The organism is Moritella sp. PE36, from assembly GCF_000170855.1.
In the GTDB taxonomy this organism is placed as follows: Bacteria; Pseudomonadota; Gammaproteobacteria; order Enterobacterales; family Moritellaceae; genus Moritella.
The window spans coordinates 131,394-156,230 of sequence record NZ_ABCQ01000002.1 but is presented as its reverse complement, the minus strand read 5'-3'; the positions used below and the strand labels follow the sequence as shown (position 1 = coordinate 156,230).

Here is a 24,837-nt window from a genome sequence, read left to right as displayed (position 1 = left end):
ATATCTATAGTATGGTTAACGCTAGATGATACGAATTTTATTACGTAATAGAACTCTCTGACTGAGTTTAATTAATACCGCACGTTGCCTTAGTTAAGGGAGTTACCACCAATAATATACATTTGTGAGGTCGGTAATGAAGGAAATACCACATGGTTTAATTAAAGGAGAAGTTACTGGGCGTATTAACTGGACTGATAGTGAATTCAGTTTGCAGATCACCGCCGATATTTCTCGCTATACAGCAGGTCAGTTTACTAAACTGGCACTGCGCGATGATGCTGGTGAGTGGGTTCGTCGGGCTTACTCATTTGTTAACTCTCCGAATCAGGCGCTGGGTCAACAAGTGATGGAGTTTCTGATTATTACCGTTCCTGATGGGCAATTATCCTCGCGATTAGATAGTTTGCAAGTCGGCGATGACGTGTATGTGGGTAGAAATCCGGCCGGTTTTATGACGTTGGATGAGATCCCAAGTTATACAAAAGACCTGTGGCTATTGTCTACTGGTACCGCGATTGGTCCTTTCCTAGCACTACTTGATGAAACAGAGACGCAACAGCGTTTCGAGAACCTAATATTAGTGCATGCGGTAAGAACGTCTGCAGAATTAGTATATCAGGAAAAAATACAGCAACTTGAAGAACGCTATCAGGGTAAATTTCATTATGTACCAATTGTGTCCCGAGAAAATAGAAAAGCGACATTACGCGGTCGGATCCCGGCGTTCTTAGAGACCGGAGAGTTGGTCAATGTCGCTGGGGTGCCATTGACCCCGGAACGTAGTTTTTTCTATTTATGTGGTAATCCGAGTATGGTTAAGGACACGAGTGAAGTGCTAAAGCAACTTGGCTATCAAAAACACTCACGTCGCAGTGCTGGCCATTTTAGTTCTGAAAACTACTGGTAATTATTTTCGCGTTTCTTTTTACTCTGTTGCGAGATCAACACTTGTTGTTTTAACCAGATTTTAAAGCACTCAATTGCAGGTGAGTGATGATGTTGAATCAAGTAGTATCCAGCGTTTGCATCGATGGGGCTGAAAGGTGAGACTAACCCTTCCTTGGCTAAATCGGCGGCTGTTAACCCGCTATTAAACAGTGCGCAGCGTGCTAAGGCAACCCCTAAGCCAGCTGCAGCGGCGGCCATTGCCATATCCGTACGGTTAAAATAATGACCGTGTTTGCTGAGTGTTTGTCTTCCTGTTGTTGTGCCCGCCATCTGCTGTAACCAAAATTGCCATTCTGCGTCTTTATCCGCGTGCAGCCAAGGCATCGCATCATGTAACAGCGTAATACTCTGCCAGAGTTCATTATTATGACACTGCTTAATATCGTTCGATGCCACCACTTTCTGAGCATCATGCCAGTCAAAATTAGCCATGTATTGTGGACTCATTACGGGTAATAACTGCTCTGCCAATAACAATTCAGCGTTAATCTTTTTATCACTCGATTGATAGGGGCTTTGGCCATAATCGATTGCCAGATCAAAATTAGTATCTGTATGATCCACCAATGCACCTTCGGCAAAGGTATGGATCTTGATATCGGGGTATTGCTGATAGAAATCGTGTAAGCGGGGGACTAACCATTTATATGCAAAAGAGGGGGTGAGTTTAAGATGCACCTCACCAGCATGGCGATTAACTTGTTGTAACTGGCTAATGACATCGCCAATATCCGTTAAACTTTGTTCGACGACTTGATGTAATTGATATCCAGCTGAAGTTAAACGAATACCGCGAGAATGGCGCTCAAACAGGGTTAATTTAAGGTTTTGTTCTAACTGTTTTATTTGTTGGCTAATGGCGCCTGTGGTGATATGCAGTTTTTCGGCGGCTTGGGTGAAACTATGACAGCTAGCCACTGCGGCAAACGTGGCTAAACCGGATAATAGATTATCGTTAATTTTTATCATCAATGGCCACCTAGAGTACGCGCTTGCGTTTAGTTTTTCTAAAGGCTGATATTAATACTTATGGATTGTTAAGTAAATGTAACTCTCTTATGCTGGCGGTATTATTCATTCGCGATAAGTCGGTAACAAATGGAAGTCATGGTATTAGGTTGTGGGGTTATTGGGTTAACGTCAGCGTGGTATTTGGCGCAAGCTGGGCATGATGTGACTGTCATTGATCGCCAGCCAAGGGGGGCTGAAGAAACTAGTTTTGCTAATGCGGGACAGATTTCTTATGGTTATTCATCTCCTTGGGCTGCGCCTGGTATACCGATGAAAGCAATCAAATGGTTGGCGCAAAAACACGCCCCGTTAAAAATAAAACCGGGACTGTCACCCGATTTGTATTTATGGGCAGCAAAAATGTTAGCCAATTGTAATCAACATAGCTACGAGATTAATAAAGCGCGGATGTTGCGCATTGCCAACTATAGCAGAGACTGTTTGATTGAATTACGTCAGCAGCAAGACATTCAATACGAGGCTCGACAGCAGGGCACATTACAGGTATTCCGTCATGAGTCACAGTTAGCTGCAATCGCCAAAGACATTAAAATATTGGCAGATAGTGGCACGCTATATGAAGAATTAGATGTTGCGGCTTGTATTGCTGTGGAGCCTGGATTGGCCGGTGTGAAAGATAAAATTGTCGGTGGATTACGTCTACCTGATGATGAAACCGGAGACTGTTATATGTTCTGCCAGCAGCTAACAGCATTAGCGCAAGCTGCGGGGGTTAAGTTTAAATTTGATGTGACGGTCAATAAATTGAACCATAGCGACAACAAAATCAAGTCAGTCAGCACCAATGTGGGAGAGTTAACGGCGGATGCTTATGTGGTCGCGATGGGGTGTTATTCATCGGCATTGTTATCACCAATCTTGTCACCGCAAGGTTTAGCTATGCCTATTTATCCGGTAAAAGGGTATTCACTCACGGTTCCTATTGTTGATAGTAGCCAAGCGCCAGTATCAACCGTCATGGATGAAACCTATAAAGTGGCGATGACGCGTTTTGATCAACGAATTCGCGTTGCTGGAACAGCAGAGTTGGCGGGATATAATTTAGATCTGACGGCATCTCGAAAAGACACGATAACAATGGTGATAAACGATTTATTTCCCAACGCAGGAGATATGAGCAAAGCTGAATTTTGGACCGGGTTACGACCTATGACGCCCGATGGTACGCCGATTATTGGTAAAACGCCGATGGCTAATTTATTTACTAACTGTGGGCATGGCACGTTGGGTTGGACCATGGCATGTGGCTCGGCGCGTTATCTTGCTGATGTTGTCAGCGGTGTTACACCTGATATTGATAGCAATGACTTGGATATTTATCGCTATGGCCGTTAGTTTTAGCTAAATAACGCGGCATGATGACTCGATAAAAATTGCGTGCCCATTTCGTAGCCCATGTTGTAATCGGCCGCTAATGCTTCATCACTGCTACCTAGAATACGGCTTGCTAACGCTTTTGGTGGGGCTATTTCAATTATCTGCGCATCTTCTGGTGGTGACTGTATAAAGTCTAGCGCCTCATTGTAGGCGTTCTCATGACCAGTGATAATATCCAATACTTTTGGACAGCGCTGTGAGCTGCATACCCAAGACTTGAGTTTATGCGCCCACGGAGATTGTACATTTTGATGTGCAGGGACAGTGCGCAGTACAATGATCTTTTTAGCGCCGCGATGATAAGCTTCTTGAATCGGAATCGGCAATGCTACCCCGCCATCCACGTAGTGGCTGTCACCAATCGCTACACCTTTCTTATATAAATAGGGCAACGCACTGGATGCTTTGAGCATGGTGAGCCAATTATCTGCTGTTGGCTCAAGAAAAGTGGGACAGAATCCATTGATATTAGTTGCTGAAAAGAGCAGTTGGCGGTTTTTCAATTGTGCTTGGGCACAGTTCATATTGAGCTGATATTCGGGGTCGTTAACTCTATCAAAATACCAATCTAGATCCACCGTATTACGTCCGGATAGTGGGCGCTTCATATCAAAAAAATCGGGATGTTTGGATAGTTGCATGATCGAACGTTTAGCATGTCCTGATTGCTTCGTCATGTAACTTGATAAGTTTTGTGCACCTGCAGATGTCCCGATGAGTAATGAAAAAGGGTTAAAATCATTTGCTAGCCAACTATCTAAGATACCAGCTGTAAAAATACCGCGTTGACCACCCCCTTCGACAACCAGTGCTGCGTCTTTGATCGGTACGCTGGCGTTGCAACTGGCAATATTAATTAAGGTATTTTGGGTTATGCGGTTCATATTCAACTCCTAAAAAAGATCAGAGTTAAATTTAACGTATGTATCAATATTTATAAAGTCGATTGAATGTTAAGTATTGATAGGTATTAGTTATCAATTGGTTGTTTATCGTGGCTATCTTCTGTTTTCAAAGTTAAATTACTACCTTTTGAGTAATTATTTTAAATGCTGTTTTATCATGCTTTTGTAATGCTCGGTCGATACTTTCAGTTTGTAGAGATTACGGCATTAATCATTTTTAAGTGCAGTGTCATGCAACCCTTGAAATATTTTAAATTAAAATAAAATCACTATTTATATATGCTTACGTATTTTTATTGTTTCTTTGTTATTAACTGACCACTTTCGTCTTTTAAATTTACGCTGTATTTGATTGATGAATTAATTATCTATTAAAACCACAATTTACCAATATAAAGACTAAATCGATAGATGTCCCTAACACTCAACTTGGTACTTTATTAATGCTTTCATTTTTGTCAGATAGTGCAAAGTAATTCATGCGAGTCGCAAATATTGAGCTTAATAAACGGTTTATATTTGTTTCGAATAATCTGGTTGGAGAAGTTATATGTCTAAAATTAACAATAAAATAATTGTAAAAAATAGATTTATTCAGGGTGCTGTTGTTATTTCAGCGCTATCATTTCAACCATTTGTAAATGCGCAGGTAAGTGCTCAGCTCGATCCCCCCCCTCAGGTATGTTTCTATGAACATGATGATTATGCGGGTCTGCAGACTTGTTTTGATTCTACGCAACATACTGTTGGCAGTGAAAATGATATTTGGTCATCGGTAAAAGTGCCAAGCGGCTCTTTGTTAACGTTATTTGAACATGATGATTATGGCGGTAAACAATGGACACTTTATCCGGGTGAATATGCGAGCCTTTCAGACTATTACTTTAACGATATAGTGTCTTCATTTAGCATTGATCCATTAGTTTGTTTTTATGACAAGACGGACTTTCAAGGTACTCCATCTTGCTATAGCGCAAGCCATCAATCCATCGGTAAAGCGAATGACTCTTGGTCATCGGTCACTGTACCTGTCGGTTATAAGTTGACGATTTATCAAGATGATCATTATAACGGTAGCAGTGCCGAAGTGAATGCTGCAGGACAATTGCGTTTAGCTAATATTAACTTCGATAATAAAGTGTCTTCATTTTTACTGACCAAAGCGGATAAAACGTTTAATGAATATAGCTGGGTAGGCGCTCATAATGCGCATGCTTCACAAGGTTATGTATTTGCAATCGGTTATATGAATCAGTGGCTCGATATACCGGAGCAATTACGTGACCATAATGTTCGTTCTTTATTGATTGATATTCGGTATGAAGATGGCCGAGTTGAGTTAACGCATAGTACCGATAATGCGGGAGAGTTCATCGATAGAATGAATAATGAGATCGTTCCATTCTTGAAAGCGAACCCTGATGTGGTGCTCACTTTTGATGTTGAAGTGACTAATAACGTTTTAACGAAAGACCAGCTGAAAGAGGCGATGGATCAAATGCCTGAATTTACTGCGATGATGTTTGATCCAAGAGATCCTGTATGGGATGGTAAGCAAGAATGGCCGACATTGGAAGAAATGGCTGCAGCTAATCAGCGTATTCTTCTCTATATAGATAAGTATGATGTGTCTGGTGATTATGGCGACTATTACGTGTTATATAGAAAAGATGTCACCATGGAGAATATGTGGGCTGTAACTGATTATGATAGTTGTGAAGAACGACATAAATACGGCGTACCAACGGTTAATATACTGGGACATAAAACCTGGTCTCGATTATTCAGTATGAATCATTTTCCTAATGTCCCACATTCAGGTATCGCTGCATCAGATAATAACTGGGATGGACTTTATCCAAGAATTATTGATACATGTATGCCTGCAACCTTGTTAGACAAAAAGCCTAACTTCATCGCTGTTGATTTTATTGAACAAGGCGATGTACAGGAAATAACGGAAGTGCTGAATGAAGGCGGGGTAATTTTTTATGAAGGTAACGGTGCTACACAGAATATAGTTTGTGGTATCGGTGGAGATAAAACACGTTATATTCCGAGTGGTGAGCACGGTTGTGAAAATGATGAAGCACGCTCTGCTAAACTCGTTGATGTACAAGCTGGCACCACGATTGTCGTATATGACAGTCCTTCTGGTAATACTAATGATGACTACACGGTTATTCAGATTAAGCATAATTTGTCTGAATATGTCATCGATTCATTCGAAAGTAATGTCAGTAACGCTGCCGTTAATCAGTGGGCATTTCATAATAACGGATTAGATGGGAAGATTTCATATTTTGAAGTATTTAAGCCAGGTGATTATGAAGTAACGCCTGAAATAATGCTTTATGAAGGGAATAACGCGACGCAAAATATAGTCTGTACATTGAATGTGTATGACCGTGAATTTAATTTTAAGAACTCAGGAAGTTGTGATAATGATGAAACGCGCTCAGCTAAATTAGTTGGAGTGAGTGCGGGTACACAGTTCACCGTTTATGATTCTCCGAATGGTGATACTGGTGATGATTATACTCAGATAACTGTATTACAAGATATCTTGGGCACTTATGATATAGACAGTTATGAGGACAGCTATAGTGATGATTATGTACGTGTTAATTTCCATCGTCATAATGGCTTAGATGGTAAGGTATCTCGTATCAAGATCAGTGCCCCATAAAGTGTGATTCTAATAACTATAACCACTTTGTTATGAGCAAAAAAATAGCCCTCGTTAGGGCTGTTTTTACATGTAGTCTTTTTATTAGATTATATATGATTGGTTAGTTTAGGTAATCTTGCTGGTTTACGCTGTTAACTAATAATTCGGGTTTAATTTTTTGTAAACTAGCCGTAATAATTTGACGTACACGTTCTCTTGACATAAATAGACGCTCACCAATGGCATTAAGTGTCTGTGGTTCTTCTCTACCAAGACCAAACCTGAGTTCGATGATCTCTCTGTCACGATCACATAGGTGATTTAATACTGTTATTAGATAGCTAGATGTATCGGTTTTTTCTATTTCATCATTCGGCTTACAAATAGAGCTGTCTTCAATCAGATCGACTAATGCTGTATTTGAGTCATTCTTAGTTGCAATTGTTTTATCCAGGCTAGCCTCAGTGAAGTAGTAAGAAAGTACATTAACAACGTCATCGAATTCAAGTTCTAAGTTTATGGCAATTTTTTTTAAGTCATTATTACACTTAAGATCAAGTACCTTTTCACGGGCATTTTTTAGAATACGTTTGTATGTTTTACCGATATGAATTGGTACGCGGATCGTACGGGATTGATTCATGATAAAACGTTCGATATTGTTTTTAATCCACCACACTGCGTAAGTTGAAAAGCGGAAACCTTTGGTGGCATCAAATTTTTCAACGGCGTGAATTAAGCCCGTATTACCTTCTTGAATTATATCAACAAGTGATAATGAAGTATGTTGATAACGTTTAGCTATGTTGATCACTAAGCGCAAGTTAGACTGGATCATACGTTGACGTGCTTTTTGGTCTCCTTCATGTACAGCAATGGCAGTATCGTACTCTTGTTCCTTGGTAAGTAAGACACTGGTTTTATTCACTTGTTGCATGTAAAGGTCTAATGCGCTTGATTCATTAAATAATTCCATTTTGTAACCCTCAACGTATCCTATTAGCGATACTCGCTCATCCCTGTAAAATACGTAACTCTATGACAGATGAAGAAATTCATAATGTGACAGCTTGTCTCATTATATTCCTCCAAATCTAAAAATATAGATAGTGATATAAATAAAAAGAGAGCCATGTTGTGAATAGGTTAAAAGAATGGAACAAAGAGGAGTGATGTCTGACCAGTTTTTAGAAAAAACTAACTAATTTTGTATAGGGGAAGTTCATTTATACTGATAATTGTTCTATATCAATCTGTGGGGTGCTTGTGTCCCCAGAGATATTTGTGGTGTATCGCGAGCATATATTTACGTATAGTTACATATGTGCTTTACGTTCTTCTTCACACTCGAATGATGCCATTTCAAATATACGACATACCCAAGGTCTGTTTTCATAGATACTGCACATTAATGTGTCTCTATCGAGTGCTGCACACCAGCCATCATGACCCTGCGCCATTACTTCACCACCCCAATCATCTGTTGATATGTAACGTTTCGGTACGCCGGTATCGGTAAGGAGCATCACTTCTAAGCGGCAACAGCATGCTTCACAGTTTGAGCAGGTAATTTCTGTTGCAGGCAGATTGGTTATTTCAATGGTCATTTTTATGCCTTTTCTACCGGTTTAATGCGGTTATTAACAAATTCATGTGCTGACTGCGCAATATCTGCGCCTTCAGATTGTCGGCCTAGATTAGCAGCTGCAATTAAGGTCGCGCCGGAACCGAAGAAAGGATCAATAACCAAGTCACCAACGCTTGAACTTTGGCTGATTAGTTTTTCAATCAGTGGCACTGGTTTCTCGGTTGGATAACCGCGCCATACCCGTTTTTCTTGTAATACATCAGGCATGCCTAAATCTTGTAATTTACGCTTACCTTTTTCGAAAAACAAAATGAATTCATAACGTGCACGATAATGATAACCCATGCCAATCGCACATTTGTCCCACACGATGGGCTTCCAAAATTTAAACCCAAGTTCTTCTGCGATCGGCTTAATCACAAACATGGTTTCTTGATCGCAAAATAAATAAAAGTGACTGTTTTTTTTCAGTACGCGATAAATTTGTTCAACTAATGCAGGAAAATCACTATTTGGAAAGATACTAAACCATTGGTTACTCGAACCTGCGCTATTTTTTAAGCGGGTTGTCGTGCCTATTTTTCGGTGTTTTTCTAAGGATTCATAAGGTGGATCTGTGATGACGAGATCCACACTTTCATTCGGGAGTGATTTTAACCAATCTACGGCATCAATCTTATGTAACTTCATTTATTTTTTCAACATGTTTGCAGTTGCCTGCATGAATTAGGTCGCCATGTTATCAGGTAACGCCTGTAAACAGTAGTTTTGCATTCGGTTGGTAAAATTTAAACACAATGGCTGTTATGACTAAGCGGTGTTACTTTGCTAGTAGGTTAAGCAAACGTTTAAACTTGAATTAGCAGAGAAGCGGGGTTGTACTGCGGTAATAGGTAATAGGTAATAGGTAATAGGTAATAGGTAATAGCAAGCAGAGAGTATCGAGACTCCCTGCTGATATTATTATTCTTCGCCGTAATCTAAATCTTCGTCTTCTTCACTGATCACGCGAATGCCATCTTTTACCAACACTTCGATATAGAAAGATGCATCTTTGCTTAGGTCGCCACTATCAATTGATTTATTGATTTCTGATAGGTGAATAACCTGCGCTTCTTGTTCTGTTGCACCATACTTACAATTAAAGTCCCAGTAATCAACGTCTTTAGGTAAGACCTTGTTACGCTCTCTTTTAATGTATTTTCTGATTTCGCTTTTTATTGATTCAACTTGGCGCGCAGGAACAATTTTTGGATGGTTTAATACAAACGTTTTTTTCATTTTTACCCTTTAAGGAATAACGGAATAATTCATAACATAGATTAATTATATCAGGGAAAAGAATAAATGTGGTGAACAGTACAATTTGTCTGCACTTTTAATAGAATTAGATGTTCTTATTGCTGATAATTATGCGTCATAATCGTGGGGTTGATGATGAAATATAGTGTATTAATTATCTTACTCCTACTGACCTCAACTGCGCAGGCCAGTTATTGCAGTGGTAAAAATTGGCAGGATGCTTATCAGCTTTATACGCATAATATTGATTTACTAAATGATCACATCGACCGCTATAATGTACTGTTGGATAAAGTCAATTTATCTAAAGTAATTAAGGGTGAGCAAAGGTTTCGAGTAGCAATATTAGCAATTGAAGAGTTAGATCAGCTCAATATTGAGGTAGAAAGTTTAGAGAGTAAGTTTAATAAGGTAAAGCAGTTCTGGCAGTTGATCAGTGATAACTGCTTACATGATGATGAACTCGATTATAATAATAAAGCGCTGGAAAATGTACGAGGGGCAGATATTGGACGTAAAGAAGTGAATGACTTGCTGTCGCGAATTGAAATGTTAAGATCACGTTTTTTTCAAGCCATTAAACTTACTCATTATTAAATCGACCACTATTCTTCCGCAACTAGCTCTGCACGATATTCGATATAAAACTCTTTCATACGTTCGTAAGGATCAATGTAGGCTTGTTTGAAGGTTTCGTAATCGCCGAGGCTAAAATATGTCGTATTTACTTTATCGACAGCTTGTACCGTAATTGACAGCTTATCGGGTTGTAAATAGGTCAGTGGACTCAGAAAATAGTCGGTACTACGTCCGACTGTATCCCTTAAGGTTGAAGGGCCAAATACAGGCCAAACAATATAGGGACCATTGCCAATGCCGTATTTTCCTAATGTCAGTCCCATGTCTTGGTTATTTGGTTGCCAATCCAAGTAATGTGCTGCAGGGTCCATAATACCGAGTAGACCAACCGTTGAATTTACTGCAAAGCGTCCCAATTCAGTGCCTGTCGATGCCAAATCTCCTTGCATTAAGCTACTGGTAAAGCGTATCGGCATGGTGATATTGTGAAAGAAATTGGCCACACCGACACGGAAAAACTGCGGTGTGATCGCTTTGTAACCTAATGCGGTCGGACGTAGAACCCAAAAATACAGTTTATCATTGACATGAAACATGGCTTTATTGAAGTAATAAAAAGGATCTGATATTTCAGTCTGCGGTGCCAGTTCAATGGGACTATCATCACTGAATAAGTCATCATCATCTTCATCGAACAGCCCATCATCTTCAATAAATACTGACGCTGAAGATGAAATGGGTGCTACAGAAGAAGGCTCATCACTATTTTTCGAATTGGCACAACCACTCGTTACTAAAATGAGCAGCGATAGCGCCACCTTAACTAAAGACTGTAATTTATTATTGTTCAGCATTATTACCCGTGTGAGCTAAGTTTTTTTCATTCAGTAGTGCTAATAATTCATCTGGCGTCTTTTTTAATAAAATTGCCGAGTACTCTTTACGAAATGAACTAATCAGACTTCGACCTTCAACTTTAATGTCATAGATACGCCACTCATCATTCTTTAGTCTTAATGAGTAATCGATGGTCGTTTTCTTGTTAATTAAGCTGTTTACCCGTGCTCGCTGCATCTTACGTATTGGTTTCATTGCTGATGTACGGGTCAGTTGTACCGAGAACTGGCTGTCGTTATTGAGTTTGTCTAAATACAAGTTACCCAAGTGAATTGTAAATGCATCGGTAAACTCGGCCTGCTGCTTGGCCGTAAAGCGACGATCGCTGTAATCACCCAGTGGACTTGTTGCATCAGCAGAAAATTTACCCAGCGTTAACTCCGAAATCAAGGTGAAATCAAAATAACTTGTCACAATAGGCCAGAGTTTTTTACGTTTGATTTCAGTTGTCAGCGCGGGATCATTAATGATGCTTAAAGATTCTTGCATCGCACTGTCAATCAAGGCTGTCGCTTGGTTAATGTTATGGGTATTCGCATTAACATTAACTGCTGTCGTTAATAGTAAAAGTGTTGCAATACATAATGTAATAAATTTTTTCATAGAATGCCTAATAATGCAAAGTTCGAATATAGCGTAATGCTTGTGAAGTGAGTATTAACCTTCACTACTAAATACATATTTACTGATGAGATCTTCGATATCAAGCGCGGACTCTGTTTCTTCAATACTATCACCCGCTTCTAGATATTCATCACTCCCACCTGGGGTAAGAGACAGGTATCTGTCGCCGAGTAATCCAGCTGTTTTAACGGATGCAATAACATCGACAGAGAGGGTTATCTCTTTGTCTATATTTAGTTTTACCCGGGCAATTTTAATGTTAGGCAACAATACAATGTTATCAATTTGACCAATCTTAACGCCCGCCATTTCCACATTAGCCCCACCTTTTAGGCCTGTAGCAGAATTAAAATCAGCATAAACGCTATAATAGTTATCGCTGAGTAACTCCATTTTACCGAGTTTAATCGTCAGGTAACCGACACACAGTATACCGATTAGTACAAATATACCGACAGAAGTTTCAATGGATGATTTTTTCATAATAGCTCCAATTTTTACGTTAATCGATATCGAGTAATGAGGACTCATGTCCGTGAATAAATGTTGAAATAACGGGATTGTCATCATTATTTAGCTGTTCAGGAGTACCTTGAAAAATAATGTCGCCTTTATTCAGTAATGCAACGCGCTGAGAAATGCTAAATATCTCCGGGATTTCATGACTGACAATGACCCCAGTAAAACCAAGTTTACGTTGATAGTTGGCAATCATCCGGTGAACAGCTTTTTTACGTATCGGGTCTAATCCCGTTGTCGGTTCGTCAAATAAGATAATTTCAGGATCTGTCACCAGAGCTCGGGCTAGCGCAACCCTTTTGCGCATACCACCCGATAGTTGTCCGGGATATTGCTGCTCAGTACCGAGTATGTCGAGTTGTGTCATGCGTATTGTAACTCGTTGTTGTATCTCTGTTTTAGTTAACTGACTGGCTTCTTGTAAGGGCAGGGCTATATTGTCATATACCGTCATTGAGTCAAACAGAGCTGAATCTTGAAACATGTAACTAAATTTCTTTTTTAAACTAAGCTGCTCTTCAGAATTGTGAGCAGAGAAGGCCTTACCTGTAAAAAGTATAGTGCCTGAATCAGGTTTAAGTAAGCCGATAATATGCTTGAGTAAAACGCTTTTACCTTCACCACTTTTACCTATGATCGTGGTTATTTCACCCTTAAAAATACTGAGGTTAATGTTATTTAAAACTGTGTTGTTGTCGAATGTTTTACTGACATTACAAAGCTGAATCAGTGGCGTATCCATAGCATCCCTATAATAAAAACGTCGTTAAAATATAATCAATGACAAGTACCAGGATACTTGCTTGTACAACTGCGGTTGTTGTTGATAGACCAACGCCTTTCGCACCAAAATTGTCACGGCGAATATGGGTATAATAACCGTGATAGCAGCAGACGGTTATTACCGTTATGGAAAAAAATATTGATTTAATAAAACCGCCAGCGACATCGGCCATGATGACGCTGCTTTCGACGCGATAGAAATAAGTCGCGGGATTAATACCTAATAATTGAGACCCGGTAAGGTAACCACCAAAGATGCCAACAGTATCGAAGATAGCCGTTAATAGTGGAAAACTAATCAGCGCAGCAATAATCCGCGGGCTAACGAGGAACCTGATTGGATCTATGGTCATTGTTTTAAGCGCATCAATTTGTTCAGAAATACGCATAATGCCAATTTCTGCTGTCATTGCTGAACCAGCACGACCGATGATCATGATTGCGGTTAATACCGGGCCTAACTCACGGATGAGAGTAAGTGCAACCGCAGAGCCAAGTAAGCCGGTTGAGCCAAATTTAGAGAGGGTATAATAGCCTTGTAGTCCTAATACCATACCGGTAAATAATCCGGTCACACAGATAACGATGATGGACTTAGCACCAATGAAATACAGTTGTTCAATCACTCTTCGCCATTGCCAAGGACGAGAGAACATGTGTACTACACTATGTATAAGGAAAAGCGTAGCTTTACCAAAACCTTGGAGTAAAGCGAGTGTTGCACGGCCAAGTTGGGCGAATGGGTTTATCGACATGTTCGCTTGGGACATGCGTACTCCTTAATAACGTTAAGTCTGTTTTATTTTTATTATGCTTGCTGTTTATTTTGAATGCTTGCCATCAAAAAAACAATCTAGAATAGTATCAATTATTTAATGTGTCAAAGCCGAAATCGCACAGTAGCTAATTATTATGAAAATTGACACTTATTTAATTTATTTTAGCTAATTTTAGCGCAAATAAATGACGGTGTACTATATTAGTTATTAGGTCGACCGGAATATTTGTTTCTATCTACCTCCCGTAATATGTTAGTAATTAAGTTGTAAGTGAATACCGTACGTGGCATATACGTGAAGAAAGTGTTAGTGAAGACCGCATGTGAAAGGTGCGTGAAGTGAAAAAAGTCAGTGTAAGTGAAAAAGTAAGTGTAAGTGAAAACGTAGATGTAAGTGTAAGTGAATAACGTAGGTGACAGATACGTGTAAGAAAAGGTAAGTGAAGACCGTATGTGCAAGATGCGTGAAGTGAAGAAGTAAGTGTAAGTGAAAACGTAGATGTAAGTGAATAACGTAGGTGACAGATACGTGTAAGAAAATGTAAGTGAAGACCGCATGTGAAAGGTGCGTATAAGTGAAGACGTAAGTGTTAGTGAATAGCGTATATTAAATGTACGAGTTAGTGAAGAAAGTGTAAGGAAGTTAGTAAGTGATAAAAGTAAGTCAATGTAAGAAGTGTATTACGGATACAGAAGCAGGCTTTTTGGCCGACCCTCTTTTCCCTTATATGTAAGTCAGGCTAACAACCTGGCTTTTTTTTGTCTAAAATTCCGTCCAATTGTTCTTTCCAATTTAGTTGCCACTGATCAATACCAATCACAATAAATAGATGATCATTCTTTCTAGTTAAAACTGCCACTAACTGTGTTGTTCATTTTGTAATGAGAATAACTAGTTACGGCAATTAACGTCTTGTTATTGTCAATTTTTCCGGCTAAATAATTGAGCACTTATTTAATGCAATCGGTATAAGCCAATAAACGGATGTTGATGTATTTTATTAGATCATAATAGGAATGATTTTATTTGGGATAAGATAAATACGATGGAACATGTGAAAAAAAGGGGGGGGGGGATAATATCCCGATATTTAAACGTTTTCTAGTTAAAATATCGGGAATTGGTATTGATGTGATTAGCTATTTATTAGCATATCAATAAAGTTACGGCGTTCTTTTACTGTTGCAAGTTGAGCTATTTTCTCACCTTGTGAATCTGTAAATGCTACTCGGTTTTTGTGAACTGAAATCGAGTGTACCGGTTGTTTAATTTGGATCTGTGTACCATTAAAAATAATAGTCATAATAAAACTCACTATAAAGGCGTAGCTTAAAGCTATCGCGTTATTTGTAATAAGCTTCATTACCGTATAACGATAATATTCTGAAATCTAACTATCTTTATTTTTTTATAAATAGCTGATTTGATTAGAAGTGTTTACAGCACGCAACATTTGCTGTATTTCGTTGTTCAATAATTTAGCTTTATATGTTGGATTTTTTAATCTGGCTTACGGAAGTTTCTAGGTAAGGCTTTAATCGCTGATTTTTATTTCGAGGATTGTTATTAAATAAATCTGTGCTGATAGTAACAGGGTGTTTCTTTTGTGGCAAGTTTATTTTTGGATATTGTTACTTGTTTTTATTTATTGTTTAGTTGTATTTCACATATACCCAAGCTATTTCAAGATGCACAATCAGCAAACCGAAAGAAGAGTATATTCAAGGCATGAAGTCGAGGATTTAGTTATTCTAAATCAAGACTTCATAACGCCGAAGATGCCTTCATTCTGCTATCCCAGCGAGCCTCTGATATAGCATCTTGAAGTAGTTTGGGTATAATCCCTCCTCATGATTAAGATAACCTGATGTTTTCACTGAAAGTTCATCTTTTCAATTCTTATTATATGTAGCGGCTAGCCGTTGGAGTTATTTACATGAAATACCAATGGATCTTATTTGATGCCGATGAAACATTATTCCATTTTGATGCATTTAAAGGTTTGCAGTTGATGTTCTCCCGGTTTGATGTTGATTTTAGTCGAGATGATTTTAGTCATTATCAAACCGTCAACTTACCATTATGGGTTGACTATCAAGATGGAAAAATTACCGCGACCCAGTTACAAAACCGCCGCTTCCAATTTTGGGCTGATAAATTAGCGGTGACGACACAAACTTTAAATAGCGCATTTATGACCGCCATGGCTGATATTTGTTGTTTGCTACCCGGTGCCAAAGAGCTTATCTCTGCATTAACAGGTAAGGTAAATATGGGTATCATTACCAATGGGTTTACAGAATTGCAGCGTGTACGTTTAGAAAAAACAGGCTTGAAAAATGTGTTCGCCCCCCTCGTTATCTCTGAACAAGTCGGCATAGCTAAACCCGATATTGGTATTTTTGAGCACGCGTTAACCCATATGGGCGACATACAACGTGAGCAAGTATTGATGGTTGGTGATAATCCCCATTCTGATATTTTAGGTGGGATGAATGCAGGATTTGATACTTGCTGGCTTAACAGTGAGAACTCAGCATTACCTGACGGTATAAAACCCAGCTATCAAGTGACGTCACTAACACAGTTACAATCATTGTTATTCACGGCTTAATTTAGCTCGTGTTTATAAAAATACTTATATTTTTTGGCTGCTTGCCGATATACTTTTAGCAAAACACGGAATACGTGAATTCAAATTTAATTTGTTTATAGAAAAGGAAAAAACATGTTTAAAGTTTCAACGCTTGCAAGCATACCGTTACTTATTGTTGCACCAACACTCATGGCTGAACCATTTAGCCATAATAATGCGCAGATAAGTTATCGAGCGAAGCATTGGGCGCTAAATGTTGAACGTGCTATCACTGAAGATTTCTATATTACAGGCTTTTATCATCACACTGATGATATTGCGCTAAGCCCGAACGTAAAAGCCAAAGCCAATATTTTGGGCGCGGGTTTAATGACGTCAACGAATATTGGCCATATGACCGAGTTTTATGCGGGTGCAAACCTTACTCAAAATACCGTTAAGTCGTGGGAGAATGGCATATCGCGACCACAAGAATCAGATTTTTATCCGAGTGTGATTGCTGGTGTTAAAATTTCTTCTAGCCCTGAATTTGAAGCGGATTTTAATGTTAATCATGGATTTAGTAATAGCCAATATACGTATGGTTATCTTGATTCAACATCATTTACTGTCGGTGGTAAGTACTTTATCGATCAGGCGATGGCTCTCGGTTTATCTTATGTGTGGATTAAAGATCAAGATAAGGCGATGAGTTGGGACAATATAAGTTTGTCATTCAGCCTATACTTTGAATAGTGATTGTTCATATTTAGATATAAAAAAAGACGAGATTGCTCTCGTCTTTTTTACATCTATTCGATGTCTTGTCCTGAAATGTGTTGATACATTGAGGACGTATTATGAATAACGTTTATTGCACGAGTGAATAAAAAATAGCCGTAATTGAGATCAGACCAATTAGGGTTACGAATACATTACTCAGTGCACCTGAGTACTTCTGCATTGCCGGTACTTTATGGATTGCATACATAGGCATAATGAAGAGCAGTAATGCAATGATTGGTCCGCCTAGGCTTTCAATCATATGCAAAATATTTGGATTAATGGTTGCCACTGCCCAAGCCGTAACTAGCATGAATACAGTTGTGAAACTGTTTAATGTTTTTTTACTTATTTCTTTACCTTGGCTGCGTGCTGCTTTTACAACTAGACCGTTAAGACCTTCGCTTGCGCCGATATAATGACCTAAAAATGACTTGGTGATAGCAATGATTGCCACAATTGGCGCAGTATAAGCGATGACCGGAGTATCAAAGTGATTGGCTAAATAAGTCAAAATAGACACGTTCATTTCTTTGGCTTCTGCAAGATTCGCTGGTGATAAGCTTAATACACAGCTGAATACGAAAAACATCACCGTCACCACCATCATTACGTGTGCACACAATAAGATACGTGAGCATTTTTTCTCGGCATCATCACCGTACTCATTTCTTTTCGCGACTGCAAATGAAGAGATAACAGGCGAGTGATTAAACGAGAACACCATGACTGGCAAAATTAGCCAGACCGACATCATCACCGAACTCATGCCACCTTCTGCAGGCATAACTTGCTCGAAGATTGCACCATTCCAATAAGGGATGAGGTAACACGCTAGCATTAACAACACCGCCACAAATGGAAATACTAAAATGCTCATTGCTTTAATGATGAGTTGCTCACCCAGTCGTACAATTGCGATCAAGCCGAGGATCAGAACAAGCGCTAGAATAGCTCGTGGTGGTGGTTGAATATGCAGTTGGTTTAACATGAAATCTTGCACTGTGTTGGTTAGTGCCACACTGTAAACAAGTAAAATTGGATAAATAGCAAAGAAATACAATAGGGTGATTAGTTTACCCATTCCGACGCCAAAATGTTCTTCAACTACTTCGGTAATATCGGCACCAGGATTAGAACTTGATAACACAAACCGAGTCATGCTTCGATGGGCAAAAAAGGTCATAGGTAAGGCTAACACAGCCATTATAATTAACGGAATAAGGCCGCCTACACCAGCGGTAATAGGGAGGAATAAGGTGCCTGCACCAACGGCTGTACCATATAGGCCAAGTACCCACACGATGTCACTTTTAGTCCATGCCGAGCTTGGCTTACTTGCTGTATTTGCAGTTGAAATATTTGCTGTTAACGTATCCATTATGGATATCTCCTGTAAGAGGTATAAACCTGCAAAGAGCTATAGTCATAATTCTTCCGTGCTTCACCGTAAAGTGAACAAATGCACAAGATAAATGGATGATGTGCACTTCTATTTTTATACCTATTTAGTACTATATATCTTCTTTCAGACTGCAAATTATAAAAAATAGTTTAATCTGTCAAATATATTTGATCTTATAACATCTATTGTTGAGATAACTGCTAGATAATGTGATCTAGCACTCGTTATGAGTGCTGTAGATTGAAATGTGCTGATGATAAATTAATCAAATAACAGCTAAATAAGATCAGAGACGCAAATATATAGAAAGGAATGTTTAGCTGTTCGTAGCAGTAAATAAGCATTTGATAATGCAATTTTAGCCATGATTAACAATGCATAAAATACTGTATCTAAAATTGTACTAGCCTAAATACTATTATGATAATTGATTTAGGGTCAGCATCTTGTCTATGGGTTGCGGTTTCCCTATGCCATAGCCCTGGGCAAAGTCGATACCAATTGTTTCAACTTTTTGTTTAATGGCATCGTTTTCCACGAATTCGGCGATGGTTTTCAATTTCATTAAGTGGCCAATCTCGTTGATTGATTTTACCATAGCGGCATCAATGGGGTTGGTTAAGATATCTTTAATAAATATGCCATCAATTTTAAGGGTATTGACGGGTAGGTTTTTGAGATAGGCAAATGAAGATAAGCCACTACCAAAGTCATCTAATGCAAATTGGCAACCAAAAGTACTTAAAGTATTAATAAAGATCGTAGCACTGGCAAGATTACTTATCGCGGCTGTTTCGGTAATTTCAAACATGATCTGTTGAGGTGATACTTTGGCTTGAGTTATCGTTGTCATGATATGTTGCAGCAGGTCGCTGTCACCCAGTGACGCGCCGGATAAATTAATACTAATGTGGTCAAACATATCAAGTTGTTGGCTATGCGCTTTCATCCACTGTAATGTACGGTCTATGACCCAACGATCTATCGGTTCAGATAAGTTATAACGTTCTGCGATTGGCAAGAATACGCCTGGCGAAATCAGTGCTCCATTTTTGTCTTGCATGCGTAGCAATACTTCAAAAATAGGTTTCTGGGCTGTGTCTTGCAGTGCGACGATAGGCTGGGCGTAGAGTTCAAAGCGGTCTTCATTGAGGGCTTCTTTGATTTCATTTACCCAACGAAATTCATCATCTCGAGCCGTTAACAATTCATCGTTATCATGGTAGGTATGTACCCTGTTACGGCCTAAGTCTTTAGCTGCATAACAAGCGAGATCGGCATGGATTAATACTTCACTGGTATTTCCTGAAGTATTACAAATCTCTGCAACACCAATACTGACACCCACACTAAAACAACTTTTTTTCCATATGAATTGGAATTTTTTCACTTTGTCTAATATTTCATTCGCTGCAACTACTGCTTCTGTAAGCTGGCAATCTCGCATTAATACTGCAAATTCGTCGCCACCTAACCGTGCTAACGTATCGTTTGGTTTTAGGTTATCACCGATTAACCCTGCGATTTGACGCAATAACTCGTCACCAGCAGCATGGCCACAAGTATCATTAATTATTTTAAATTGGTCTAAATCTAAGAAGCATAATACATGGGTAAGTTGGCTACCTTGTACACTGCATACAGCATCGCTAAGTTGATGCTCAAACTCATAACGATTGATTAGGCCGGTTAGCATATCGTGTTTTGCTTGATAGGCTATTTGCTTAGATATGATCCTTGATTTTGTGATATCAACTTGAATGCCAATGAAGTGGGTGATCTCACCGCAGGCGTTAGTCATTGGAATAATCGTTACTTTAGCCCAGTAGAGGTCACCATTTTTATGCTGATTTTGAACTTCGTCAGACCACTCATCTCCATTGGAAATGCTGTTCCATAGTTCATTGTAAGTCGCATTCGTGGTTGTTGTAGAACGGAAAAAATTGGATTTTTCACCGACAGATTCTGTTGACGAGTAGCCTGTTATTTGTGTGAAACTCGGGTTTACGTACTCAATGACACCTTGAGTATTAGTGATCATAATACCGTCTAAGCTGCATTCAACAACGCGTGATAATTTTTTTAGATTGGCAGTATTCTGTTGTTGTAAAGTGATATCGTCACAAACACCCACCCCGCCATCTATTTCACCAGTATTTGAATATAGAGGGACTAAATCGACTTCTAGGTAGGATTTTTTGCGATGTGATACCGAGATGTATTCGCCTTCAAAGGTACTCACCTGGCCTTTTAATGACGATTTTATTGCCTTGGAAAGGTTGGCGTTTTGGACCTTTTTCAGCATGTTAAAGCCAATCAAACCGTTTTTATCTGCACCGATAATATCTTCAAAATGCCGATTGGTTCTTAATAACACACCGTGTTTATTGTAATGAAAAATGCCCACCGGAGAATGTTCAAAAATGGAACTTAACTTTGCTTCACTTTGTACTAATTCAGCCGTTCTTTGTGCCACTTTATCGCGTAATTGTTTAACTTGTTGGCGATAACTTACCGTTTGCATTACAAATAGTAGAAATACAGTCAGCATAAACATAGCAGAGATTAGTATTGTCTTGTTGAAGTGTTGATTGAGCTGAAAAGAAATCGTATCAATAGTGATGTCAGCCGCAGCAACATAAATACTCCCGTCAGAGGCATAAAGCGGAATAAAAATACTACGAAATTGCCCCCATTTATCTTGGTATTCGATTAAGCGGGGTTGTTGATCGGTAAAAATATGATAGAGCTGGGTGTCGGCATCATCGTAAGTGGTTAAGAATTCGATATTATTGTTATCAACACCATTATCATCAATGGGCGTGTCGCTTGCTGAGGTAAATAAGATCTGATTATCGCGCAGGATAAGCGTATATAAATTGGTTATATTTATATTTTTAGCGTAATTGGATAAGACAGTTCTGTTTATGCTATTTAGCTGCGTTGAGTTTTCATCATAAGCCATTTCTTTTTGATGAAAATTGGCTGGTAACAATGAGGAAATCGTCAGGGCTGCCGTTTTTAATTTTAAATCAAGTGCCGTGTAGATGTGGTTTTTTTCTTGCAGGTAGCTATAAGTAGCCAAGCTAATAATAGATAAAATATAGATCGCAATCGAAACATAAATCCGTTTATTTGATTTAAAATACTGCATTTTAGTGAACTATTATAATTGAGAATACTTTAAATATGCCTTTTTTGGATATTGATTGCAATATGTGTGAGTGATTTATGCTACCTCTTAGGATATAGCTTGGAATACGAACACTTAAGTTACGGGCACTTATGTATAGGTGTTGCGATAAGCTGGGTGCTATTCATGAGTGCTAGATTCATATTTATCCCGAGCTTGACTGCGCAGTTGACCCGGTGAAAGGTTAAATCGTAGTCGAAATACTTTGCATAAATAACTGCTATCTTGAAAACCAACTTCATCCGCCAGATTTTCTAAAAAATGGTCTGAATTAAGTAAACGCCAATGCAAATGTTGTAAGCGAATTTCGCTCCAATATTGATGTGCAGACATATTAAAATGCTGTTTGAAGCGTCTATCTAATTGTCGGCGACTTAACCCTGTCAGCGCTGCTAATTGTTCAATTGAGGTGTTGCTGGCCATGAGCTCTTGCATTAAGACAATGGTACGGCCAAGGTGGCGATCATGATGTATTGCTTGTTGACGTGATTTTAATTGATGCAATTGATTGCGGCTTTCATCAACCAGCATATCTGCCAGTCCTTTTATTGCCCAGGTTTGTCCAAGATGACGGCTGAGTATCGCCACTGCTAAATCAATTGCCGCCGTTCCTCCAGCGCAGCTGACGCGCTTATCATCGATGCAATAGAGCTGCTCATTCGCGATCTTCAAGCGCGGATAAGCATTACTAAACTCATTGATATGACGCCAGTGCACGGTCGTTTTATGATCATTTAATAAACCTAATTCAGCCAAGGTAAAGCAAGCGTTATCAATGCTAATTAAGGTGATGCCGACTGCTGCCGCTTGTTTTAAAAATGCACCGTAATGCCGTGCTTGTTGTTGTGATTTACGCGCAGTGCGACAACCAAAAATAACCAGGTAATCATACTGGCAGAGGTTTATATCCGCAGACGCTGCTTGTATCTCAATGGATATACCGCTACTGGATGTCACCGGGGTAGTGTCTAAACCGACAACTTGCCATGAACAATGTCGCTGTTGGCTATGGTCTGCATCATCAGCCGAAAAACGTAATTTATCTAAAAAACCACCAAACGGTAGCATATTAAATTCGGGCAGGGGTAATAGTAGAAAACGAACGTCTGCTGAGTTCATGGCTGGTATCCGTTAATGGCTCGTGTATTTATCGATATGTCCAAAGAATACCATTAAACGTCCAAATTATACCGTTCATTTTTATTGTTGGAATTTATACTCATTGTACTTCTGTTCATGTGGATATGGTTATGGCGTTTAATCTTTGGTTAGTATTTTTAGTTGCGGCAATGGGGCTGGCGGTCGTGCCTGGGCCTAATTCATTATTGGCATTGAGCCACGGTGCGCGTTATGGACACCGACGTACACTGTTTACTATATGTGGTGGTGTGTTTGGATTTTTGATCTTAATTGCAATCGCTATGTTTGGTTTAGGTGCGGTATTGCAAGCGCAACCTGATGCCATGATAGCATTGCAGTGGGTTGGTGCTGCGTATCTAGTTTGGTTGGGTATCAAGCTATGGTATGCCCCTGCGCTGGAGTTGACCGAGCTTGCTGAAAGCCAAATATATAGTCCTACTAGTTTGTTTCGACAAGGTTTTTTTGCAGCGTTATCAAATCCGAAAGTATTACTGTTCTTTACCGCATTCTTAGCTCAGTTTATTGATCCTGATGTGGCGTTACTGCCGCAGTTTATTGTTATTGCGATCACCTTTATTTGTGTTGAATTTTTGGCTGAATATGGCATCGCATGCGTTGCTCACAGTATTCGTCCTAAATTAATGCAAAGCGGGCAGCGTTTTAATCAGGGTTGCGGCATGTTGTTTATTGTTCTCGGTGTTTCGATGACATTGGCGTAGCGAGACTAAACATAGTATGAATACTATTTCATAGTCGCTTTGTTTTATATTTACATTGTATTTGCTTTACATTATATGTACTTAGGTCAGTATGGTACGTCAATTTATTTTTATGAAAGGGAGTTACATGAATTTATTTTTTAGAATGCTCATCATTATCTTTAGTGCCCGTAAGCAGGATGCGGTGGCACTGGTTGATAAACGCAGTGATCGGTTTCGAGTTTGGTTACACGATCTGGGTTGGCGTGATCATTTACCTAATTACCGGGTATTTAGTTTCATGGAATTAGGCCGTTTTGGTATCTGGCATAGTTCTCGACTGGCGTTATCTGGTCGTTATGGTTTACGTATGATTGCCGCGCAAGATTTTATTTATTTAAAACCGATTCGTCCATTTCAAGCGTTTACGATGACTACGGAAATTTTGAGTTGCGATGATAAATATTTTTATTACCAGCATCAGTTTTTTTGTGGCAACAAATTAGTCGCGATTGGGTTAGTGAAAGAAATTGCCTTGAAATCAGGCAAGGCTGTGGCACCGCATTCATTATTAACGGCTGACTCAGAACTGAACGGTTCGGTGATGGTTGATCTGGACAATAGGGTATTGCATCCGGTAGTCGAAAATTGGTTAGCGATGCAACAAGCGATAAAAGAAAATAGTTAATCTAACTCTCTGATGGTGAGGGTATAGATACAAAAAGACCAAAGCGATGACTTCGGTCTTTTATACCCAAGTTACTTCAAGATGCTATATCAGAGACGAGCAGGGATATCAGAGCAAGGCGCAATATGTAGATAATGGTTATTCCATTTTCAAATATTGTAACGCTGTACTGTTATTCCTGCTCGCCTCCCGTAGGGCAAGCCGAACGAAGGCATCTTCAGCGTTATGAAGTCTTAATTTAGAATAACTAAATCCTCGACTTCATGCCTTGAATATCCTCTCCTTTCGGCTTGCTGATTGTGCATCTTGAAGTAGCTTGGGTATATATCTGTTATCGAGTTATTATCA

The 24,837-nt window shown here is 39.2% G+C and carries 23 protein-coding genes; 8 read left to right on the top strand and 15 right to left on the bottom strand.

The window, feature by feature from the left end; translation table 11 throughout:
- Positions 1–136: 136 nt before the first annotated feature.
- Complete coding sequence (locus tag PE36_RS02385) at positions 137–910, top strand: ferredoxin--NADP reductase (RefSeq protein ID WP_006030346.1); 774 nt, start codon at positions 137–139, stop codon at positions 908–910.
- Here PE36_RS02385 and PE36_RS02380 read toward each other — a convergent pair.
- Positions 901–1,920, bottom strand: coding sequence for a LysR family transcriptional regulator (locus PE36_RS02380; RefSeq protein WP_006030345.1), 1,020 nt, complete (start codon positions 1,918–1,920; stop codon positions 901–903). The two genes, PE36_RS02385 and PE36_RS02380, sit on opposite strands and share 10 nt — an antisense overlap.
- 129 nt (positions 1,921–2,049) lie before the next feature.
- Here PE36_RS02380 and PE36_RS02375 point away from each other — a divergent pair, with 129 nt between their 5' ends.
- Positions 2,050–3,318: a D-amino acid dehydrogenase gene (locus tag PE36_RS02375; protein WP_006030344.1), complete on the top strand. Its 1,269-nt coding sequence runs from the start codon at positions 2,050–2,052 to the stop codon at positions 3,316–3,318.
- 2 nt (positions 3,319–3,320) lie between these two features.
- Here the strand turns inward: PE36_RS02375 and PE36_RS02370 are convergent, their stop codons facing one another.
- The gene (locus PE36_RS02370) at positions 3,321–4,244 is read right to left on the bottom strand and encodes a patatin family protein (RefSeq protein ID WP_006030343.1); all 924 of its coding nucleotides are present in this window, start codon (positions 4,242–4,244) and stop codon (positions 3,321–3,323) included.
- A gap of 571 nt (positions 4,245–4,815) precedes the next feature.
- Here PE36_RS02370 and PE36_RS23875 point away from each other — a divergent pair.
- Positions 4,816–6,954, top strand: coding sequence for a peptidase inhibitor family I36 protein (locus PE36_RS23875; protein ID WP_006030342.1), 2,139 nt, complete (start codon positions 4,816–4,818; stop codon positions 6,952–6,954).
- A 103-nt stretch (positions 6,955–7,057) separates the two neighbouring features.
- Here PE36_RS23875 and PE36_RS02360 read toward each other — a convergent pair whose 3' ends face one another.
- The 4 genes from PE36_RS02360 to PE36_RS02345 all read right to left on the bottom strand — a co-directional run bounded on the left by PE36_RS02360 (position 7,058) and on the right by PE36_RS02345 (position 9,805).
- On the bottom strand, positions 7,058–7,912 hold the full coding sequence (locus tag PE36_RS02360) for an RNA polymerase sigma factor RpoD/SigA (RefSeq protein WP_006030341.1): 855 nt from the start codon (positions 7,910–7,912) through the stop codon (positions 7,058–7,060).
- 340 nt (positions 7,913–8,252) lie between these two features.
- Positions 8,253–8,543: a YkgJ family cysteine cluster protein gene (locus tag PE36_RS02355; RefSeq protein WP_006030340.1), complete on the bottom strand. Its 291-nt coding sequence runs from the start codon at positions 8,541–8,543 to the stop codon at positions 8,253–8,255.
- A 2-nt stretch (positions 8,544–8,545) separates the two neighbouring features.
- The gene (locus tag PE36_RS02350) at positions 8,546–9,214 is read right to left on the bottom strand and encodes a site-specific DNA-methyltransferase (protein WP_006030339.1); all 669 of its coding nucleotides are present in this window, start codon (positions 9,212–9,214) and stop codon (positions 8,546–8,548) included.
- A gap of 273 nt (positions 9,215–9,487) precedes the next feature.
- A complete protein-coding gene (locus tag PE36_RS02345) occupies positions 9,488–9,805 on the bottom strand; it encodes a DUF6172 family protein (protein WP_006030338.1) in 318 nt (105 codons plus the stop codon).
- 153 nt (positions 9,806–9,958) lie between these two features.
- Here PE36_RS02345 and PE36_RS02340 point away from each other — a divergent pair, with 153 nt between their 5' ends.
- On the top strand, positions 9,959–10,423 hold the full coding sequence (locus PE36_RS02340; RefSeq protein ID WP_006030337.1) for a hypothetical protein: 465 nt from the start codon (positions 9,959–9,961) through the stop codon (positions 10,421–10,423).
- A gap of 8 nt (positions 10,424–10,431) precedes the next feature.
- On the opposite strand, the gene PE36_RS02335 is transcribed toward PE36_RS02340, so the two are convergent.
- The 6 genes from PE36_RS02335 to PE36_RS24515 all read right to left on the bottom strand — a co-directional run bounded on the left by PE36_RS02335 (position 10,432) and on the right by PE36_RS24515 (position 15,310).
- Positions 10,432–11,259: a VacJ family lipoprotein gene (locus tag PE36_RS02335; protein WP_006030336.1), complete on the bottom strand. Its 828-nt coding sequence runs from the start codon at positions 11,257–11,259 to the stop codon at positions 10,432–10,434.
- Positions 11,246–11,905 carry a phospholipid-binding protein MlaC gene (locus PE36_RS02330; protein WP_006030335.1) on the bottom strand — a complete coding sequence of 220 codons (660 nt, stop codon included), beginning with the start codon at positions 11,903–11,905 and terminating at the stop codon, positions 11,246–11,248. The genes PE36_RS02335 and PE36_RS02330 overlap by 14 nt, the downstream gene beginning before the upstream one ends.
- A gap of 54 nt (positions 11,906–11,959) precedes the next feature.
- On the bottom strand, positions 11,960–12,409 hold the full coding sequence (mlaD, locus tag PE36_RS02325; protein WP_006030334.1) for an outer membrane lipid asymmetry maintenance protein MlaD: 450 nt from the start codon (positions 12,407–12,409) through the stop codon (positions 11,960–11,962).
- 19 nt (positions 12,410–12,428) lie between these two features.
- On the bottom strand, positions 12,429–13,187 hold the full coding sequence (locus PE36_RS02320) for an ABC transporter ATP-binding protein (RefSeq protein WP_006030333.1): 759 nt from the start codon (positions 13,185–13,187) through the stop codon (positions 12,429–12,431).
- 7 nt (positions 13,188–13,194) lie between these two features.
- Complete coding sequence (locus PE36_RS02315) at positions 13,195–13,998, bottom strand: ABC transporter permease (RefSeq protein ID WP_043993683.1); 804 nt, start codon at positions 13,996–13,998, stop codon at positions 13,195–13,197.
- 1,144 nt (positions 13,999–15,142) lie between these two features.
- Positions 15,143–15,310 carry a hypothetical protein gene (locus PE36_RS24515; RefSeq protein ID WP_198138568.1) on the bottom strand — a complete coding sequence of 56 codons (168 nt, stop codon included), beginning with the start codon at positions 15,308–15,310 and terminating at the stop codon, positions 15,143–15,145.
- 633 nt (positions 15,311–15,943) lie between these two features.
- On the opposite strand from PE36_RS24515, the gene yjjG reads away from it, so the two are divergent.
- Together yjjG and PE36_RS02300 are read left to right on the top strand one after the other, a co-directional pair.
- Positions 15,944–16,621, top strand: a complete 678-nt coding sequence (gene yjjG / locus PE36_RS02305; protein WP_006030329.1) for a pyrimidine 5'-nucleotidase — start codon at positions 15,944–15,946, stop codon at positions 16,619–16,621.
- Positions 16,622–16,735: 114 nt separating this feature from the next.
- A complete protein-coding gene (locus tag PE36_RS02300; RefSeq protein ID WP_006030328.1) occupies positions 16,736–17,338 on the top strand; it encodes a hypothetical protein in 603 nt (200 codons plus the stop codon).
- Between the two features lie 115 nt (positions 17,339–17,453).
- Here the strand turns inward: PE36_RS02300 and PE36_RS02295 are convergent, their stop codons facing one another.
- The 3 genes from PE36_RS02295 to PE36_RS02285 form a co-directional block, all read right to left on the bottom strand.
- The gene (locus tag PE36_RS02295; protein WP_006030327.1) at positions 17,454–18,746 is read right to left on the bottom strand and encodes an HAAAP family serine/threonine permease; all 1,293 of its coding nucleotides are present in this window, start codon (positions 18,744–18,746) and stop codon (positions 17,454–17,456) included.
- 442 nt (positions 18,747–19,188) lie between these two features.
- Positions 19,189–21,924, bottom strand: coding sequence for an EAL domain-containing protein (locus PE36_RS02290; protein ID WP_006030326.1), 2,736 nt, complete (start codon positions 21,922–21,924; stop codon positions 19,189–19,191).
- A 159-nt stretch (positions 21,925–22,083) separates the two neighbouring features.
- Positions 22,084–23,082: a GlxA family transcriptional regulator gene (locus tag PE36_RS02285; protein WP_006030325.1), complete on the bottom strand. Its 999-nt coding sequence runs from the start codon at positions 23,080–23,082 to the stop codon at positions 22,084–22,086.
- A 131-nt stretch (positions 23,083–23,213) separates the two neighbouring features.
- Here PE36_RS02285 and PE36_RS02280 point away from each other — a divergent pair, with 131 nt between their 5' ends.
- Both PE36_RS02280 and PE36_RS02275 read left to right on the top strand, forming a co-directional pair.
- A complete protein-coding gene (locus tag PE36_RS02280; RefSeq protein ID WP_043993681.1) occupies positions 23,214–23,822 on the top strand; it encodes a LysE family translocator in 609 nt (202 codons plus the stop codon).
- Positions 23,823–23,949: 127 nt separating this feature from the next.
- Positions 23,950–24,489, top strand: a complete 540-nt coding sequence (locus PE36_RS02275; RefSeq protein WP_043993676.1) for a thioesterase family protein — start codon at positions 23,950–23,952, stop codon at positions 24,487–24,489.
- The last annotated feature ends 348 nt before the right edge of the window (positions 24,490–24,837 follow it).